General features: G+C 68.1%; 13 protein-coding genes and 1 riboswitch. Of the genes, 5 read left to right on the top strand and 8 right to left on the bottom strand.

Annotation, left to right across the window (positions count from 1 at the left end):
• Positions 1-404: 404 nt before the first annotated feature.
• Positions 405-558, top strand: a riboswitch (cyclic di-AMP (ydaO/yuaA leader).
• Positions 559-566: 8 nt separating this feature from the next.
• Together PBV52_RS29770 and PBV52_RS29765 are read left to right on the top strand one after the other, a co-directional pair.
• A complete protein-coding gene (locus tag PBV52_RS29770; RefSeq protein WP_274242538.1) occupies positions 567-1,733 on the top strand; it encodes a C40 family peptidase in 1,167 nt (388 codons plus the stop codon).
• Between the two features lie 401 nt (positions 1,734-2,134).
• Entirely contained in the window at positions 2,135-3,190 is a 1,056-nt protein-coding gene (locus tag PBV52_RS29765) for a tellurite resistance/C4-dicarboxylate transporter family protein (RefSeq protein WP_274242536.1), read from the top strand.
• Here the strand turns inward: PBV52_RS29765 and PBV52_RS29760 are convergent.
• Entirely contained in the window at positions 3,168-3,521 is a 354-nt protein-coding gene (locus tag PBV52_RS29760) for a hypothetical protein (protein ID WP_274242534.1), read from the bottom strand. The genes PBV52_RS29765 and PBV52_RS29760 overlap by 23 nt on opposite strands.
• A gap of 503 nt (positions 3,522-4,024) precedes the next feature.
• On the opposite strand from PBV52_RS29760, the gene PBV52_RS29755 reads away from it, so the two are divergent.
• Positions 4,025-5,095, top strand: coding sequence for a C40 family peptidase (locus PBV52_RS29755; RefSeq protein WP_274242533.1), 1,071 nt, complete (start codon positions 4,025-4,027; stop codon positions 5,093-5,095).
• A gap of 2 nt (positions 5,096-5,097) precedes the next feature.
• On the opposite strand, the gene PBV52_RS29750 is transcribed toward PBV52_RS29755, so the two are convergent.
• The 5 genes from PBV52_RS29750 to PBV52_RS29730 all read right to left on the bottom strand — a co-directional run bounded on the left by PBV52_RS29750 (position 5,098) and on the right by PBV52_RS29730 (position 12,215).
• Positions 5,098-5,898, bottom strand: coding sequence for a M48 family metallopeptidase (locus PBV52_RS29750; protein ID WP_274242532.1), 801 nt, complete (start codon positions 5,896-5,898; stop codon positions 5,098-5,100).
• A gap of 78 nt (positions 5,899-5,976) precedes the next feature.
• The gene (locus PBV52_RS29745; RefSeq protein ID WP_274242530.1) at positions 5,977-9,708 is read right to left on the bottom strand and encodes a type I restriction endonuclease subunit R; all 3,732 of its coding nucleotides are present in this window, start codon (positions 9,706-9,708) and stop codon (positions 5,977-5,979) included.
• Between the two features lie 113 nt (positions 9,709-9,821).
• The gene (locus tag PBV52_RS29740) at positions 9,822-10,916 is read right to left on the bottom strand and encodes a hypothetical protein (protein WP_274242529.1); all 1,095 of its coding nucleotides are present in this window, start codon (positions 10,914-10,916) and stop codon (positions 9,822-9,824) included.
• 238 nt (positions 10,917-11,154) lie between these two features.
• Positions 11,155-11,400, bottom strand: coding sequence for a DUF397 domain-containing protein (locus tag PBV52_RS29735; RefSeq protein ID WP_274242527.1), 246 nt, complete (start codon positions 11,398-11,400; stop codon positions 11,155-11,157).
• Complete coding sequence (locus PBV52_RS29730; protein ID WP_274242525.1) at positions 11,397-12,215, bottom strand: helix-turn-helix transcriptional regulator; 819 nt, start codon at positions 12,213-12,215, stop codon at positions 11,397-11,399. The genes PBV52_RS29735 and PBV52_RS29730 overlap by 4 nt, the downstream gene beginning before the upstream one ends.
• A 136-nt stretch (positions 12,216-12,351) precedes the next feature.
• Between PBV52_RS29730 and PBV52_RS29725 the strand changes: the two genes are divergently transcribed.
• Entirely contained in the window at positions 12,352-12,804 is a 453-nt protein-coding gene (locus PBV52_RS29725) for an ATP-binding protein (protein ID WP_274242524.1), read from the top strand.
• Between the two features lie 19 nt (positions 12,805-12,823).
• Positions 12,824-13,219, top strand: coding sequence for a helix-turn-helix domain-containing protein (locus tag PBV52_RS29720; protein WP_274242522.1), 396 nt, complete (start codon positions 12,824-12,826; stop codon positions 13,217-13,219).
• On the opposite strand, the gene PBV52_RS29715 is transcribed toward PBV52_RS29720, so the two are convergent.
• Positions 13,157-14,386 (bottom strand): restriction endonuclease subunit S, encoded by a 1,230-nt coding sequence (locus PBV52_RS29715; protein WP_274242521.1) that lies wholly within the window; start codon positions 14,384-14,386, stop codon positions 13,157-13,159. The two genes, PBV52_RS29720 and PBV52_RS29715, sit on opposite strands and share 63 nt — an antisense overlap.
• On the bottom strand, positions 14,376-17,183 hold the full coding sequence (locus tag PBV52_RS29710) for a class I SAM-dependent DNA methyltransferase (RefSeq protein WP_274242519.1): 2,808 nt from the start codon (positions 17,181-17,183) through the stop codon (positions 14,376-14,378). Before PBV52_RS29710 ends, PBV52_RS29715 begins: the two co-directional genes overlap by 11 nt.
• Positions 17,184-17,325 lie beyond the last annotated feature (142 nt).

Genomic DNA, 17,325 nt, shown 5'->3' with positions numbered 1-17,325 from the left:
CGAGTCTAGGGCGCCCCACTGACAGCCCGCGGCCACCCCGAGAACATCGCCGGTTTTCAGAACCGGATGATCTTCCAGACCGGCCACACCAGACACCACCCTCACTCTCCACACCCTCCCCATCACGATCCGCAATCACCCCCAAGCCGCACTCCCCGCCAAGGACCTAGCCACCCACCAGCGGCCGAAGACGACTAAAGCCCGACACCCCACCCGAAACAGCACCACGTCCCCATAAACACACCCCCATCAACCCCAGCCCACAACGCCCTGACTCAAGGTCACGAAAATGTATCGGGCATATCGAACATCAACCTTCACAGGGGCCACACGAGTTGGCTACCGTGCCGGACAGGCCGTACGACCCCCACCGGCGAACGTCGCCGGGCCGCACGGCCTCCGCCGAGTCTGGTACGCCGCCGCGCTGCCGGAGCCGGGGACCCACCGAACTTGGGGTGAATCGGCCCGACCCTGCCCAGGGACAGGCCGTAGGGCAACCCTTCCGAACCATCCGCCCGAACCCGACAGCTAACTCGGTAGGCGGAGCACGGAAGGAGTCGCCTCCCTTGGCGTCGCACCGCAAGTCGCGTCCCGCTGGTACGCGCGTAGCAGGCATACGGACCCCCGCCCTCGCCACGGCGGCCCTCACCTCCGTGGCCCTGCTGTCCCAGACGGCCAACGCCAGCCCCTCGGCAGACGACAAGCCGAGCCTCGAAGAGGTCGAGAAGAAGGTCGACGACCTCTACCGCCAGGCGGAGTCGGCGACCGAGAAGTACAACGCGGCCAAGGAGAAGACCGCGAAGCAGCGCAAGCGCGTCGACACCCTCCTCGACGACGTCGCCCAGCGCACCCAGAAGCTCAACGACGCGCGCGAGGAACTCGGCCGCAACGCCGCCGCCCAGTACCGCACCGGCGCCGCCGCCCCCGACACGGCGACCTTCCTCCTCGCGGACACCCCGCAGGACTACTTCGACCAGACCCAGCTGATGGACCGTATGACCGGCCGTCAGAAGGAAGCGGTCGACGACTACTTCACGCAGCAGTCCGCGACGATGAAGAAGCGCCAGGAGGCCACCCAGAGCCTGGAGACGCTCACCGAGTCGCAGAACGACCTGCAGACCGCGAAGACCACCGTTCAGCAGAAGCTCTCCGACGCGCGCGAACTCCTCTCGAAGCTCACGGCGGAGGAGAAGGCCCGCCTCGCCGCCATCGAGAAGCGCAAGCAGGAGGAGGCCGCACGCAAGGCGGCGGAACTGGCCCGGCAACAAGCAGAGGCCGAGCGCCAGCGCCAGGAGGCGGCCCAGCAGCAGGAGAGCAGCGAGTCCTCGTCCGACTCGAGCACCTCGGACTCGTCCGCGTCGGACTCCTCCTACGCCACCAAGGCCGAGAAGGCCCTCGCCTTCGCCCGCTCCCAGATAGGCAAGCCGTACGTCTGGGGCGCCACCGGCCCCGACTCCTACGACTGCTCCGGCCTCACCCAGGCCGCCTGGAAGGCCGCGGGCGTCGACATCCCCCGCGTCACCTACGACCAGGTCAACGCCGGCACCACGGTCTCCCTCTCCAACGCCCAGCCCGGAGACCTGATCTTCTTCTACGACGACGTCACCCACGTGGGCATCTACATCGGCAACGGCATGATGATCCACGCCCCCAAGCCCGGCGCGTACGTCCGCGAGGAGTCGATCTACTACGACGGAGAGTCGTCGATCCACAGCGTGGTCCGCCCGGCCTGACGGTATGCGCGCACGGCGCGCCTTTCCCTCACGCGCGCGTGGCCTCGTTTCCCCACGCGCGCGTGGCGCCGTTACGGGCACGCACGCGTGAGGGCGCACCCCCGCGGCGCAGCACCCGCGTACGGCGGGAAGGGGCCGTGCCGGGGGGTGTCCGCCCGCAGCGGCGGGCGTCAAGACACGGCACCTCTAGCCCAACGGCAACCGCCCGACCGAGGACGGACACCCTCCGGCACGGCCCCGACCCACCCACCGAACCGCACGCGCTACGCGCACCCCCACCCCACCCGCACAGGCCGCCGCAGGCACCCCCGCCCAACCGCCGGAGGCAACACGCGGGTATTTCACCCCACCCGCGCGCGTGCCCCACCGGCACCCCACCCCCCGCTCCCTAGCATCGGCCCATGCCCACCCCCGCCCCCGCCTCCCCCCTCCGCACCTGGTGGTCGCAACGTCCCCCCACGGCCGGCGCCGCCGTCATGGCAACCGGCATCCTGTCGGTATCCCTGCACCAGACGGGCTACGAAACCCTCTCCCGGATCGCCCTGGCCCTGGCCTGCGCAGCCTGGCTGGCCCTGGCCGGAGACTTCCTCGCACGGCTCCTGTGGGACCGCGACAGGTGGGTGAAAGAGGCAGCCACTCCGGCCGCCCTGACGGCCATCGCCGCAACGACGGTTCTGGGTACCCGTTTCACCGCCCTCGGCTGGCAGCCCCTCGCCAAGGCCCTCCTGGCCATGGCGGCCCTGCTCTGGCCGGGCCTCCTCATCGCGGTCGTACGCCACTCGCACCGCCGCATGCCCGGCGCGGTGTTCCTGGGCTGCGTGGCCACACAGGGCCTGGCCGTCCTAGGCGCCACACTCGCCGCGTCCGAGGCCACGGCATGGCTCGCCCACACGGCACTCGTACTGTTCTGGCTCGGCCTGCTGCTCTACGCCGTCGCGCTGACCCGCTTCGACCTACGGCAAGTGGCCCACGGCGCCGGCGACCACTGGGTGGCGGGCGGCGCCCTCGCTATCTCCGCCCTCGCCGGTTCGAAGCTCATCGCCGCCGACAGCGCCCGCCTGTACCTCTGGAACGACGACGACGACAGCAACGCCCTGCGCACGGTGACCGTAGCCCTACTCGTACTCGACCTGTCCTGGTACGCCGCCCTGCTCATCGCCGAGATCGCATGGCCACGGCTGCGCTACGACGTGCGCCGCTGGGCAACCGCGTTCCCCATGGGAATGACCGCCGCGGCGGCCCTCTCCGTCGCCTCCGCCGTAGACCTGCCGTGGCTCAAGACCCCCGGCGAGGTACTGCTGTGGATCGCGGTGGCGGCATGGCTGACGGTCACCGCAGCCGCGCTACGGACTTACACCAGACAAGACCCCGGCACCGGCCCCAGACCCGACGCCGGGACAAGGACCGACCCGGGAACAGTCCCCGGGTCCGACATCACGTCCACAACACAGCGATGAAGACGTTCGCCGTGGTCAGCAGCCCCACCACCCCGAACAGACTCTTGTCCACCGTCTCGTCGTCCCGCTTCACATAGACGAGGCCGAGGATCACGATCAGCAGCGCCAGCTTCACGCCGATCTTGATGTTGTTGACGGGCTGGTCGTCCGCCTGGTTGAGACCGACGAGGATCACCCCGGTGACCAGCATGGTCAGCGCCCCGTGCAGCATCGCGGGGACGAACCGGGCGGTGCCCTGGCCCATCGCCTTCATCTGGGTGAAGAAACCACCGAGCAGCGCGGCGATACCGATGATGTGCAGGCCGACGAAGAGGTGGATGAGTACGTCCATGGTGCCGGAGCCTAATGAGCGCCGAACAACCACCCGACACCACCCCACTCAACGCACTCCACCCACCCCCTACCGATCCCACCCCCTACCGATCTTGCATATATGCGGCCCATAGCACCCCGCCACCCCCACGAGCCCTGAAACCGTCACATCGATCAGCACACTGCGTGAACACGACGGCCCCGACCCGGGATCACGCTCACTTACGGTCATCCCGCGGTCCGCTCCCGGCACTTCCGCACAAGGCGTTACCGACCCGACACAACGAGGTTTAGCGTCCTCCACCAGGTGACCGGCTCCCCACCGCCGCCCGGGCCAGGGGCGGCAGTCGGCCACCACCGCCGAGAAAAGTCCGGCGGCGGCTCGCTCCCCCTGTGTGGGCCGCCGCCGGACGCGTAACCCGCCCCCGGGCGTCCTACGGCCGCTCCCCCAGGGCGCGCCCGTTCGGGACGAGGCGGTCGCAGGCGGCCGTAGGCGGTTGTACGAAAGGACGTGCAGTCCACGTGGCAGCGCACCGCAAGCCCCGTCAGCGCTCGGTCGGCGGCAACACGGCCCGCACGGCATGGACGATCGCCCTGGCGGGCGCGGCGACGGCGACGGGCTTCGACGGGACCGGACACGCCGAGCCGCAGCTGACACCGGAGCAGGTCAAGGCCAAGGTGGACAAGCTGTACCAGGAGGCGGAGGTCGCCACTGAGAAGTACAACGGCGCGAAGGAGAAGGCGGACGCGGCCGAGCGGCGGATCAGGACACTGCAGGACGAGGCCGCACGCAAGACGGAGAAGCTCAACTCGGCCCGGGAAGCACTGGGTTCGATGGCTGCGGCGCAGTACCGCGACGGCGGCGTCGACCCGTCCCTCCAGCTCGCGCTCTCGGACAACCCCGACCGGTACCTCGACGGAGCGGAGTTCGCCGAGCGCGCCGGCAACCGTCAGGCGGCGTCCGTCGCGAGCGTCCGCGAGCAACTGCGCGAGATCGAGCAGCTGCGCGGAGCCGCACGCGTCGAACTGACCTCGCTGAAGTCCCGCCAGGCGCAACTGCAACGGCACAAGAACACGATCACCGGCAAGCTGGACGCGGCCCGAGGCCTGCTCGCCCAACTGACCGCCGAGGAGCGGGCCCGGCTCGGGGCGGGCGCAGGCGCCACGGACCGCGCCGCACGCTCCTCGACGGGCACGCGCGACGCCCTGACGACCCCCGGTGCCGCCCCGTCGCGGGCCCCCAACTCCCGTGCGGCATCCGCCATTTCGTACGCGCACACCAAGCTCGGCAGCCCCTATGTCTGGGGCGCGACCGGCCCGGACGCCTTCGACTGCTCCGGCCTCACCCAGGCCGCCTACCGCTCGGCCGGCATCTCCCTGCCCCGCACGACCTACGCCCAGATCGACGCCGGCCGCCGTGTCTCGCGCGCCGAACTGCTCCCGGGCGACCTGGTGTTCTTCTACTCCGGCATCAGCCACGTGGGCCTCTACATCGGCAACGGCCAGATGATCCACGCCCCGAACCCGTCGGCACCGGTCCGGGTGGCCCCGCTCGACGAGATGCCGTTCGCGGGGGCCACGCGGGTGGCCTGAATTCAACCGTGGCCCATGCCCCTGATCTCACCGAGCCAAAGCCGCCGCCCCAAGTCGTCGAGTTCCTCTTTGCGTGACTCGCAGTCGGGAATGGCCCGCTTGAGCAGCGTCCAGTAGTCAGGACCATGTCCCGCGATCTTGATGTGGGCGAGTTCGTGGGCAATCACGTAGTCGACGAGGTGAGAGGGCAACTGGAAGACTGCCCAGTGCAGTGCCACCCTGCCGTTCTCACCTTCGCCTTGCCGGTAGGTACCCCATCGGTTCCCCACGTCCCGGACGGTCACGGCGGGTTCAGGCACCTCCATGCGGGCCGCCCACGGCTGGAGCCGCCCTTCCGCCCACCGCAGCCCGGCCTTGCGATACCAAGCGATGAGCTCCCGCCGTGCCCGGCGCGGTTCCACCGCAACCGCCTGGTCCAGAACAAACCGTCCGGCAACCAGCCGAACCGGCGCCCCGTCCTCGTCCACCAACACCAGCCGGTGCTCCCGCCCGAGGTAGCGGAATGACTCACCTTCTCGGAACGCACGTACGGGATGTGCCGGACGATGCTGCTCACGCAGCCGCAACTTGCCCTCAATCCAGGGCCGACTCTTCCGGACGAAGGTTTCGGCCCTCCAGGGGTCACAGTCGGCGGGAGCGCGAAGGGTGAGCGAACCGTCGCGTTCCACCGTCAGGCCAAGTTGCTTCCGCCGGACGCTCACCCTCACCGCGAGTTCCCGGCCGTCGGCCACGAGTGTCTGACCGTCGACCAGCGGTGAACGGTCGGCGGCGTTGTCGAGGAAGGGCGGCTCGGAGGCTGGCACGGCGCCCATTGTCCATCGCTGCCGCCACTCCCCGTCTATTGGCCTACCACTCCCGTCTATGGTTCGCCGCTCCCCTGTCTACCGCTCCCGCCTCAACGCACGGAAAGCGGAGGCGTGCCTCTGCGCGTGCCCCGTCAGTGATTCGGACAGGTCCCGCAACGGCTTCCTGTCACGCTCCCTCGGCTTCAGGCCGGCATCTCGCAGCTGACGCCAGATGGCGCTCTGCAACTCGTCCAGGCTCGACTCGGTACCCGACCACGCGGCGCCGGCGACATGCCGGGAGATGAGCGAGGTGAGGTCGATCGTCAGCTGCCGCAGGAAGTCCTGTCCGGGCTGGTCGAATGCCTGGTCCTCGGCCAGCCGCTCCGACAGCTTCGTGTACAGCTGCTGCTCCACCGAGCTGAGATCGGCAACGGCGGGATCGGCTTCCTCCGCCTTCCTGGCCCGGTCGATCATCGGGCCGATACGCACCTTGATCTCGTCCCAGCGGCCGTCGAACTCCTCAAGAATCTTCTCCAGCTCTTCGGCCAGCGTGCGGTGGACGGGCCGGTCCTCCTTCTCCAGGCGTTCTTCGAGGTGATAGCGGAGCGCCTGAACCTGCTCCGCCGCCGACTCCTCCACGTCGGAGATCCGCCCCACGGCCTCGTCGAAGTCCGGGGCGAGGATCGAGACAGGCGCGATCACCTGCTGGATCTCCGGCAGCTCCAGGTGATCGGCGACCATGGCCCGCACCTTCCGGCCGTACGCCCTCATGGAGAACTCGCCGCCCGCCGCATCCCGGTAGTGCCTGCGCACACGCTTCTGCAAGAGCGCCCAGCGCCGGGCGTTCGGCACCTGCTCCAGGGCCCCCTGATGGGGCAGGACACGCTCCAGTGCGTCGAAGAACTCGGCGAGCTTCTCGTCGAACACGGCGCGCGCGTCCTCGTCGCCCAGGGCGCGCATACCGCCCGTGATGCCCGCGGGCGAGTCGAGGCCGCTGATTCCCATGTCGGCGAGGAACCGCTCGACTTTCCCGGCGGCCTTGCGCAGGTCCGGGATCTCGCTCGCGAGGCTCCGCACCGTACGGAGGGTGGGGCCGTCGCCTTTGTAGGCGGGCAGGGTGACCGCGAGGTCGTTCAGTACGCCGTAGTAGTCCACGACGCGCCCCTCGTGCTTGCCGTGCCGGGGCCGGTTCACGCGGGCGATGGCCTGGAGCAGTTCGGCGTCCTGGATCGGCCGGTCGAGGTAAAGGGCCTGCTCGATCGGGGCGTCGAACCCGGTCAGAAGCATGGACTTCACGATGAGGAAGGCGATCGGCGGCTGTTCCGCTTCGCTCCATGGGTTCGCGTCCGACGCGGACGCCGTCCTCCGGGGCGGCCGTGCGCTGCTCCAGGGATTCGCCCCGGACGCGGCGGACGGGGGCGCCGGCTCACTCCAGGGATTCATCCGGATACCGCCGCCGGGCACGGGGTCGGGCTCAGACACATGCTCGATCAGCCACGGATTGTCCGGGGGCAGCTCCGGGAAGGGCTCCAGGAACCGCTCGATGTGCTCCTGCTGCCGCACCGGGTCGGTCCACTCCCGCCACAGTCCCTGCTTCTGCTCGCTGCCCGCCGAGATGACCGGTACGAAGTCGATGCGCCGCAGCAGCTCCTGGTACTGCCAGGCCCGCAGCAGCACCAGTTCGTCCCACGAGTAGTCCTTCAGATCCTTGTGCCGCAGGGTCGCCGGATCGAACTCCCTGACCCGTGCCAGCAGCTCGGCCCGCGCATCATTCAGCATGTGCCGGTAGAGCACCACCGCGTGTCGGCTGACGGCCGCCACCTGGGCCTTGAAGCCGCCGGTCAGCGGCCCGGTGACGTAGTGCTCCAGCATGTCCATGGCCTTGCGGCGGATCAGCGGCAGGGACTCGGCGACGTCGCGGCTGGTGGGCTTCAGCCCGTTGCGGAACTTGTTCTTGTCCTCTTCCCTCAGCCCGGCGACGAGGTCGTCGAACTTGGCGTTGAGGCCGTCCTTCTCCTTCACCTCGGCCGACCCCGTACGCCCCTCGTACCGGACGGGCACGACGACCTTGTCCCGCTCCGCCTCGTCCATCAGGTAGGAGTCGAGGAACTTGTCGTCCGGTTCGAGCCCGAAGATCCGTCCGGTGTCGGTCAGCCGACCCTTCATGATCGGCGTGCCGGTGAACCCGATCCGCGCGGCATTCGGCACCGCGTCGCGCAGGCACGCGTGCAGTACGGAGGTGTGCGACCGGTGTGCCTCGTCGACGAGCACCAGTACATGCGTCGACGTACTGCACTCCGTGAACTGGCGCCGTACCTCCTCGACGGCCGCCGCGTCCGGGGTCGGGTCGGCGGCGGCTTCCGCGTCACCGCCCTCGTCGAGGCGGACCTGCGCCGCCGCGAACTCGGCTGCCGGGTCCCGGTCGTCGTCGGCCGTCTCCCCCACGACACCGGGGATCCGCCCGAGAAACTTCTGGATCATCGTGAAGATGACCGCACGCCCGCCCGGTTTCCCGGCCCGCTTCAGCATCCCTTCCGCGTCGGCCTGGGACTTCGCGATCCGTACGGGGCTGCCGCTGATCCGCACCGCGGCCGAGAGCTGCTGCTCCAACTGCTTGCGGTCGGTCACGACGAGGATGGTGAACCGATTCAGCCGCGGATCCCGGCTCGTGTGCAGCCTCCGGGCGAGGAACGCCATCGTGAGGCTCTTGCCGGACCCCTGGGTGTGCCAGATGACGCCGCCGCGCTCGTCGACCTCGGCGGCGGGGTCCTCGGGGGTGCGCCCGGTCCGCAGCTTGTGCACGATCTTCTCGACGGCCCGGTACTGCTGATGCCGGCAGACCGTCTTGACGGTGATCGGCGGCTCGCCCTCCCTCGTCTTGACGGGAAGCTCGAAGACGTAGTGCCGCATGATGTTGAGCAGGTTCCGCGGCTTGAGGACGATGGCGACGAGCCTGTGCTGATCGGTGAGTTCCTGCCCCTCCCTCAACAGCCTCCGCTTCCCGTCCGCCCTCCTGGTCTTCTGCAAAGCGCGGGCCAGCGCCTCGTCGTCCTTGTAGTCCGGCGTCACGCTGCGCCAGGCGGCGAAGTGCTCCTCGCTCGACGTGATCGTGCCGAGCGCGGCGTCGCTGCCGCTCGCCGCGACGAGCAGCTGCACGGACGCAAACAGCTCGGGCATCCCGCCCGGCCGTTCATGCGGTTCGCGTGTGTCGTCGTCGAGCGGCACACCGGCATAGGCGCGCAGATCCCGGATCGCCGAGCCGACGGGGTCCTGCCGGTCCGGGCTCTTGCACTCGATGACGGCGACCGGAATCCCGTTGATGAAGAGAACGAGGTCGAGGACGACGTCCACCCCGTCGACAGTCCGCACCCGCAGCTGATCGACGACGAGGTATTCGTTCCTCCGCAGGATCTCGTCGTCGCTGAGCCCCTCCAACTCCCAGTCGACGTACTGAACATGAACGGTCTTGCCCTGGTGATGGACCTCGTGCCCGGTGGCCGGGGATCCGCTCAGCAGCAGGCTCGTCACATCGCTGTTGACGTCCTTCAACTTCTCCGTGGCGACATTGCGGGCCGTCCGGCGCAGCGCGGCCACGGCACTGTCGACATCGGCCGTGTCCATCCAGAGCTCGCCGGTGCCTGTGACCCGGTTGAGCCGCCGGATGGCCGAGCTGAGGCGTTTGACGAGCAGTACGTCACTGTAGGCGCGGCCGTCACCGCCGTCCGGATCGGCGAGATCAGGCCCGTGGACGTGCTTCCACCCCATCGACGTCAGCTGGTCGATGATCGGCTGCTCGACCTCGTCCAGCTCGACGGTGCCCCGTGCCATGCCCTCGCGCCTTTCCCTGTTCACACTGCGTCCCGGCTGGTGGTGCTGGCCGTTGTTCTATTTTGCGGCAGGTGGGGCGAAGGGGAGGGCGGAGTTGGACAGTTCAGGCGAGTTCAGGCCAAGCAGGAGGGCGCCTGGGCTGGAGCCTGAGGTGGATCGTGCCGGGCGGCGAGGGTGCGGCGGAGGTGTGCGGCGTTTCGTTGTACGTCGGTGGGGGTGAGCGGCGTGGGTGGCGGGGCGGTGGGGTGGGTGCCGGTTTCGGGCCGGTACGGCGTTTCCGGCCCGCCGGCCCCAGGGCGGCACGCCCGGCAAAGGCCTCCGGTCAGGGCTTCCGGGCGACCGGGGACGCCGCAGTCGGTGCACTCCATGAGCGTGCGGGGCGCCGGGCGGGGAGGCTGAGCATCCGTCGCGGGGGCGGGTCGCTCGGGCGGCAGCTTGTCGATGAGTCTGCGGCGAACGAAGGCCATGGGCGAGTGGACATGCTCGGGCAGCCCGGCGGCCAGGGTGCGCACGAGGTAGTCAACGGTCACGCCGCGCGCGAGCCAGTCACCGGCCAGCGCCGCGAGTGCTGCGCAGTCGGCGGAGGAGAGGGCCAGGCGCGGGTCGTGGAGGCCGAGGCGGGCGAGGGCATCGTAGGCGGTGGAGTTAGAGGGCCGGTCCGCCTGGGACTGCTGCGTCTTGGGCTGTGTCCTGGGCTGCGGTGAATCGTCGTGTGACGGTACGACGGGAGGCGGTACGACGGTGGCAGTGCCCCCGGGCTCCGAGGCCGACGAGGCGAGAGCTGATGCCTCAGGCGCGATCGGTACGTCACCGTCGAGGAACCGGGCCCACCATTCGCTGTCACGTGCGGTGCGGGACCAGTAGGTGTGGAACACCCACCGGCTCCCGGTACGTCCGTCACTTTCGACCTCGGCCCGACGCCGTACCCGGCGCAGGTGCCCGGCCCGCGACAACTCATTGAGCGCGCTGCGGACGCTCGCCTGACCGTAGAGGGGCTGAGCCTTGGCAACGGTCTTGGCGTCCATCGCGGCGTGCTCGCCGAGCCGGTCGAGGAGTACGGCGATGTAGGCCTCGCGGGCGGGGAGGTGATCGAAGTCGCCTCTGCGTGGGGGCCTCTGGTCCGGGGCTGAGCGCTTGCCGTAGCCGGGCTTGGCCATGGGATGCGCTGCGAGCGCGGGCAGGGCGGCGCTAGAGTTTTCGTAAGCCACGAGATCGCTCGTTTCGATCTTGGGGTGAGACCCCGGCGGGTGTTGGTAGCACCCGACCGGGGTTGTTTGTTGTGGCGAACGCTAGAGGGCGGCGACGCCGTGTCGCAAGCCGATCACGAATAGTCATGTCGGCTGGTATGCGCGGGAGTTGCGACACAGGTAGGGCGGGAGGGTGGGTTGAAGCAACCACCCATTCCTTACAAAAGAAGCTCGCGTCTCGGGGCTCGAAGCCCGGGGCTCAGGCTCCGGCGGCGTACGCGATGAACGAGGTCCAGGCGTCGGCGGGGACGGCGAAGCGGGGGCTTCGAGCGCCGAGCTTCGAGTCTCGGAGGTGGATGGTGTGGGGGCAGGAGGCGACTTCGAGGCAGGCGCCGCCGCCGGTGCTGCTGTAGCTGGACTTGCGCCAGGTGTAGGCGACTTCGAGGCAGGCGCCGCCTTGAGAGTCGCTGTAGCTGGACTTGAACCACTCCAGCGGTTCACTCATAGCTCCTCCGCCACCTTCCTGATGAACGCCGCCGACTCCTCAACTCCAAGGGCCTGCATGCGGATCATGCCATGCACCTGTGCCAAGTCGCTGACCTTGTCAGCGTCGGCGTGCAACACGCTCGTTTCCGGACCCTCAACGTAGGCGAAGCGGTCGTGTTCAGCGGTCTCGAGCAGAATGAACGAGCCGTTGAGTGCTAGACCGCCACACTTCCCGAAGAGCAGCACCTGAATAGACACGTTACGCAACGCACCCACCCCCGCCAGGTGGAGCAACTGCTGCCGCATGACCTCCCGTCCACCCACTTCCGTATGCAGCGCGGCCTCGTAGACGACGAAGCCGTAAACCGTCTTGGTGCGACGTGTCAGCGCCCCCTGCCTCGCCAACCGTGCCCGAACCCGCTCTTCTACGGTCTCGTCGTCCAGCGGCGGGCAACTCTCACTGATCAGCGCTTGCGCGTACGCCTTGGTCTGCAACAGACCCGGTACCAGCCCCAGCGAGTAGTCATGCACGGCGATGGCCTCAGCCTCGATCGCCATGTACTCCTGCGACCGTGCAGGAAAAGGCTCGGGCTTCAGGTACTCGTGCCCAGCCGCCAACTTGCCCCGTGCACCGCACAGTTGGTCCGCAGTCTGCAACAGCCTGAGAGTCGGCCGCCGCCTCCCGCACTCCATGGACTTGACGTACTCATAGTCATAGCCGGCCTCGTCGGCCAGCCGCTGCCGACTGACGCCCGACTCCTCGCGCCACAGCTTGATCTGACCGCCGCAGTACCGCCAGTTCTGCTGCGCCTGCTGGGACTCCCCCGTGGCCACGGACTCACCCGCCTCCCGTAGACACACCGTGTACAAGCACGCTGTGTACCCGTTCCGCTACTCCCGAGGCTACGCGCCAACTACCAGCCTGATCACTGCAAATGGCGAAGACTCACCCCCAAGGAACGAAGCGCGCATGCCGACGCCACCCACAGGCCCCACTGCCATCCCCCAGGACATCGAGTGGCGCCTGCCCCGACACGCCCGCAGCGTAGGCAGAGCCCGAACCCTCCTCCGGGAACAGGCCACTTCGTGGAAGCTCCCTGCCGAGCTGACGGAGACGGCGGTACTCCTGCTCAGCGAGCTGATGACGAACGCGTACCGCCACGCGAAGGTACCCCCCGGCCGCGAAATCTGGGCCCGCTGTCTCGTGGCGGACGACCGCCTGCGCGTCTCCGTAACGGATGCGAACGACACGCTGCCGACGCCGCGGGAAGCACGCCCAGACGACGAGACCGGCCGAGGCCTCACGCTGGTGACCGCGCTGGCGGACGCATGGGGCGCGGACCCCAGACCGCACGGGATCGGCAAGACGATCTGGTTCGAGCTCTCACACAAGCCCACTGACGTCTCCGAGGGCCTGCGGTGACGCCCGACAGCGGGAGACATTGGACGCCGTCACGCGCCGAGACCGACGCCCCGGAGCGGATCGCCATCCGGAAGCACTGGCCTTCGGCAAGGCTCTCTACGACCGCCGGATGGCTTTGGGCCTCACCTCGGCAGAACTGGCCGAACGGGCGGGGATGCCCCAGGACGAGATCGAGTGCAGCGAGGAGGGCGGAACCCAGCCCACGGTCGGTTTGCTGCGCGTTCTGGCCGCCGCCCTCGATGCCGACGTACGCCTCACGGCAGGACACGACATCGGTTCCCTGTCGTTCGATGCGCACGTTGCGTCAGAGCGTGGGCCTCGAATGCCACCAGCTCGCCGTCAGGCGCAGGTCCTACGCGACCTCGGGGACGCGCACTCTCCCGGACAACAGATCATCGGTCAAGCCCTGCTTTAGCCTGCGGAGTTTCGCCAGCTCCTCCACCTCGCGGCCAATCCGATCGTCGAAGGAGGCCAGGGTCGACACAATGCGCCGCTGTTCGGCGAGATCGCTCGGGAAATCGATTTCGAGCTCCCGCAACCGGGTCGGATTGACGTTCACCTGCTGAACGGCAACCGTTGAAATGGCCCTCACGCGCTGTCGGATAACCGGATGTTGCAGCCACTCGACCAGATACTCGGGCAGGAGCTTCTCACTGTCCGGATTCAGTCGAACGAGATACGAGGCGAAGCTGGCGGTAGGCAGCTCTTCCCGCCATAGCGCTGCTTTCCCAACATGGTCAATGCTGTTCGTTCGGTTGAACAGAACGTCGCCACGCTTCAGATAGAGGCGCTGCGGGATGGAGACAGGACAGTACCTGAGGTCCGTCACATCCGGTTGCCCATTCTGAAGGTTGTTCATCCGCAGCACTGGAACCCCTGACGGATCATTCACCAACGCTTCCGAGATGCCGTACTCGGTGGAAGGAACCACGTCCTTGAGCGGGACACGAGACCACGACTTAGAGGCAACACCGTGCGCGTCCACTGCCGACATGAGAGACAGGTGAGCGCCTCGTCTCAAGATTCGGAGCTTCGAGATGGAGCCTTCGAGGGCTCGCTCTGCCTCAGCGAACGCAGCAAGCGCCTCAACGATTCGCTGCTGCTCCGTGAGCGATCGCACAGGGAAAAGGAGCTTCGCAAACCGATCCCCTCCTAGATGCGCAATACTTGTGGTCTTCTTGGCGATCGACGCGAACACACCTGTACTCAGCCATCGACTAAAAACAGCCTGGGCATACTCAGGAAGAACCAAATCACGAGCCCGAAACCGCACAAGCGTGTTCTGGAAGAAGAATGCCGCGGCGGGCCCCCGGTAGATGGCACTACGCCCAACGAGTTCGAGACTCTGCCCCTCATTCAGCAGAATATCTCCTGGCTGCAGCGCATACGCCTCGCGTTCGCTCTGCGTAAAGCCCATCAACTTGACGTCGGAATAGTCGATACGGCCGTCAAGCACATTCGCGACCCTCAGATAGGGAAACTGCTCACCGTTGGCCCGACTCGTCGGCGAAAGCTGCTTCCCCATGCGCACATCGCCGACCTCACCCACAGGGAGCCAGCGAATCGAGTCCTCAGCCGACATACCCAAGCTCCTTCAGGAACCCGTCCAACGCCTCCGCAGCCTTCTTCCGCCGCCCCTCAATCTCCCGCAGCGAAACGGCGTACTTCCCCTCCCAAACCCGATACACCTCAGCCAACTCCCGCTGCCGACGCACCACATGCCCACCCAGCTTCCCCGCCAGGTCATCCCGCAAAATCCCGAGCACCACGTCCCACTCCCCCGCGTCCTCGGCCAGCTTCTTCCTGGCCCGCATGAGGCGCGCCTCCTTCACGACGCCGCCGTCACCAGGGCCATCACCGTCGCCGCCGCTCTCCGCATCCGCACCCTCAACCGGGACCGGAACCGGAATCTCCAGCAGCGCCCCCTGCCCAGCCTCCTCCGCAGCCAGAGCCCGCCGCCCCTTGCCTGCGCCCCCAGCCCCCGAACGACCGCCCCTCACCTTCTTCTTGGCCTTCTCTCGCTGTTCGGCCTTCTTCCGCTGGACCGCCGCGACCGGCCAGAAGTCGTCCTCCAACTCCTCGATGGCCTTCTTCGCCTCTGCCCGCTGCTTCGTCAGCTCCCGCATCTCGGCCTTGCTGAGCACCGCCTCGATCAACGCCGGGTCGATCTCGGCAGGCCCCTCCGAGTCGGCGTCCGGTGACTCCGCCGCGGCCCGGGCCTCCGCCAGCGCGGCCTCGGCCTCCTGCGCGGCCTTCACCTTGGCGTCCAGGTCAGCGTGGGTACGCTCCGCGGAGGCCAGGTCGTCCAGGAAGTCGGGCGCGATGGCCGCGACGACCTTGTGGTCGTAGGCCTGCCGCCGCTCCGCCGCCGTACGGTCGCGGGCACCGCCCGTGCGCGGGTCGGGCTCGGGGGCGAGCATCGTCAGGACGGTCTCGACCCAGCCGTCGACGACGCCGCCGAAGCCGTTGACCGACAGGGCCTTGAGGTCGTTCTTGGCTTCGTGCCACCAACCGGCGACCGCACCCGCTAGCGCGTACCGGTCCAGGAGGCCGACCGCGAGCAGACGCTGCCGGAAGGAGTCGATCAAGTCGGCGCGCAGACGGGCGAGTTGGGCCTTGCGTTCGTGCTCCGTGCGTTCGTCGCCCTCGACCGGCTCCAGGTTCGCGATCTGGTCGGCCTCTGCCTTCCACCACTCCTCGAAGGCGGTCCAGAGCTTCTGCTCCCGCCCGCTTGCCAGTTCGGCCAGGCGGGAGGCGTCCGGTCGTTCGCCCTCGGGCAGGAAGTCGACGTACTCAGGATCGTCGGCCCGTACGGCGAACAGGTCCGGCACCTTGATCTCGTACGCGTCGAGGAGTTCCTTCTTCGCCTCGATCTCGGCGACCGGGACACCGCCCACCAGGTGGGCCCGTACGTCCTGCGGCTCGGGCGGCGGGGTGTTGTCGACGTAGCGACGGATGTTGAGGTTGTAGCCGTTCTCCGCCAGGTCGTCGCGCCTGACCGCGCGTGCGAAGCCCTCTACGTCCTCGAAGGTCTCGTCGTCCTGAAACGCGCGGAACGTGGAGACGATCTTTTCGATGTGCTCGGGAAGCAAAACGTTCTGGGCGCGCTCCGCGTGAAACTCGCGGTCCGCGTTGATGAACAGCACCTGGTTACGGCGGTCCGGACGCCTCTGGGCCGGCGGGCGCAGCGCGATCACGCACGCCGGGATGCCCGTCCCGTAGAACAGGTTCGGCGCGAGCCCGATCACCGCTTCGATCAGGTCGGCACCCAGGAGCTTCGCACGGATTTTCTGTTCCTCGCCGCCGCGGAAGAGCACGCCATGCGGCATGACGGTGAAGACCGAGCCGTCCCGCTGCTTCACCATGTCCAGCATGTGCTGGAGGAACATCAGGTCGGCCTTGCCGCGCTCGGAAGTCTGGCCGTGCGGCATGCGGCTCAGCAGGTTCGGTACCTCGGACTGTTTGTAGTCCATGGAGAAGGGCGGGTTGCTGAGCACCAGGTCGAAGTCGCGCTCGGGATGGAGTGGGTTGGTGAGCGTGTCGCCCGTTCTGAGGGAGAAGTGCTTGGCCCCGTGGAAGAGCATGTTCATCGTGGCCATGACCCAGGAGCCACTGTTGGCGTCCTGTCCGGCCAGCCTCAGGTCCTTGGAGTCCTCGCCGTGCTCGTCGACGTACTCCATGGCGTGGATAAGCATGCCGCCGGAGCCCACACACGGGTCGTAGATCCGCATACCGCCGTGGGGGCGCGCCAGCTCGACCATCATGCGGACGACCGCACGCGGGGTGTAGAACTCGCCGCCCTTGCTGCCTGCCGTGTCCGCGAAGTCCTTGATCAGATACTCGTACGCGGCGCCGATCATGTCGGGGAACTCGAAGTCCTCGCCACGCAGCCGGATGCTGCCGAAGTGCTCGATGAGTGACCGGAGCCGGTTGTCGGCCAGGGCGGCGGCTGAGCCCTTGCCGCTGCCTCCACCGCCGATGCGGTTGAAGTTGACGTGCGCGAACAGGCCGCGCAGCTCGCTGTTGCCCTTCTGGCGCTCCAGCGCGTCGAGGGCGGGCTGGAGGTGCTCCGTGGCGACGTCGTCGACGGCCCCGGCGAGCTTCTCCCAGCGGGCCTCCTCGGGCACGAAGATGACTCCGCGCGGGCCGTACCACTCGTACTGCTCTGCCTCGTCCTTCGCGTCCTCCGGGCTGTCGCCGGCCTCCAGCCGCTCCTTGATGATCGCTTGCTGGGCGGCCTCGAACTCGTCGTTCACCCGCTTGAGGAAGAGGAGTACGAAGATGAAGTCGCGGTACTCGGCGGCGTCCATCGTGCCGCGCAGGATGTCCGCCGCCGCGAAGAGATGGCGTTCCAATTGCGCGAGCGTGAGCTTGGCCACGTACGGCACTCCCTGTGGTGACTGACTTGTCCGGCTGCATCGGGAAGCCTACGGCTTCTCGCGAGCCAGGGATCACCACATCCCATCAAGTGCGCATTGTGACCGGATGTGCCTTTCCGTAATCGCGAGATTCTTGGTCCCG

Origin of the sequence: Streptomyces sp. T12 (assembly GCF_028736035.1) — a bacterium.
GTDB lineage: Bacteria > Actinomycetota > Actinomycetes > Streptomycetales > Streptomycetaceae > Streptomyces.
The sequence above is the reverse complement of the archived record's forward strand: the minus strand, read 5'-3'. Positions and strand labels throughout refer to the sequence as shown.

What these genes read in the sequence shown, in the direction of transcription:
- PBV52_RS29715 (WP_274242521.1), bottom strand. Translation starts at nt 14,386, where the DNA reads ATGTCGGCTGAGGACTCGATTCGCTGGCTCCCTGTGGGTGAGGTCGGC.
- PBV52_RS29745 (WP_274242530.1), bottom strand. Translation starts at nt 9,708, where the DNA reads ATGGCACGGGGCACCGTCGAGCTGGACGAGGTCGAGCAGCCGATCATC.
- PBV52_RS29760 (WP_274242534.1), bottom strand. Translation starts at nt 3,521, where the DNA reads ATGGACGTACTCATCCACCTCTTCGTCGGCCTGCACATCATCGGTATC.
- PBV52_RS29735 (WP_274242527.1), bottom strand. Translation starts at nt 11,400, where the DNA reads ATGAGTGAACCGCTGGAGTGGTTCAAGTCCAGCTACAGCGACTCTCAA.
- PBV52_RS29725 (WP_274242524.1), top strand. Translation starts at nt 12,352, where the DNA reads ATGCCGACGCCACCCACAGGCCCCACTGCCATCCCCCAGGACATCGAG.
- PBV52_RS29765 (WP_274242536.1), top strand. Translation starts at nt 2,135, where the DNA reads ATGCCCACCCCCGCCCCCGCCTCCCCCCTCCGCACCTGGTGGTCGCAA.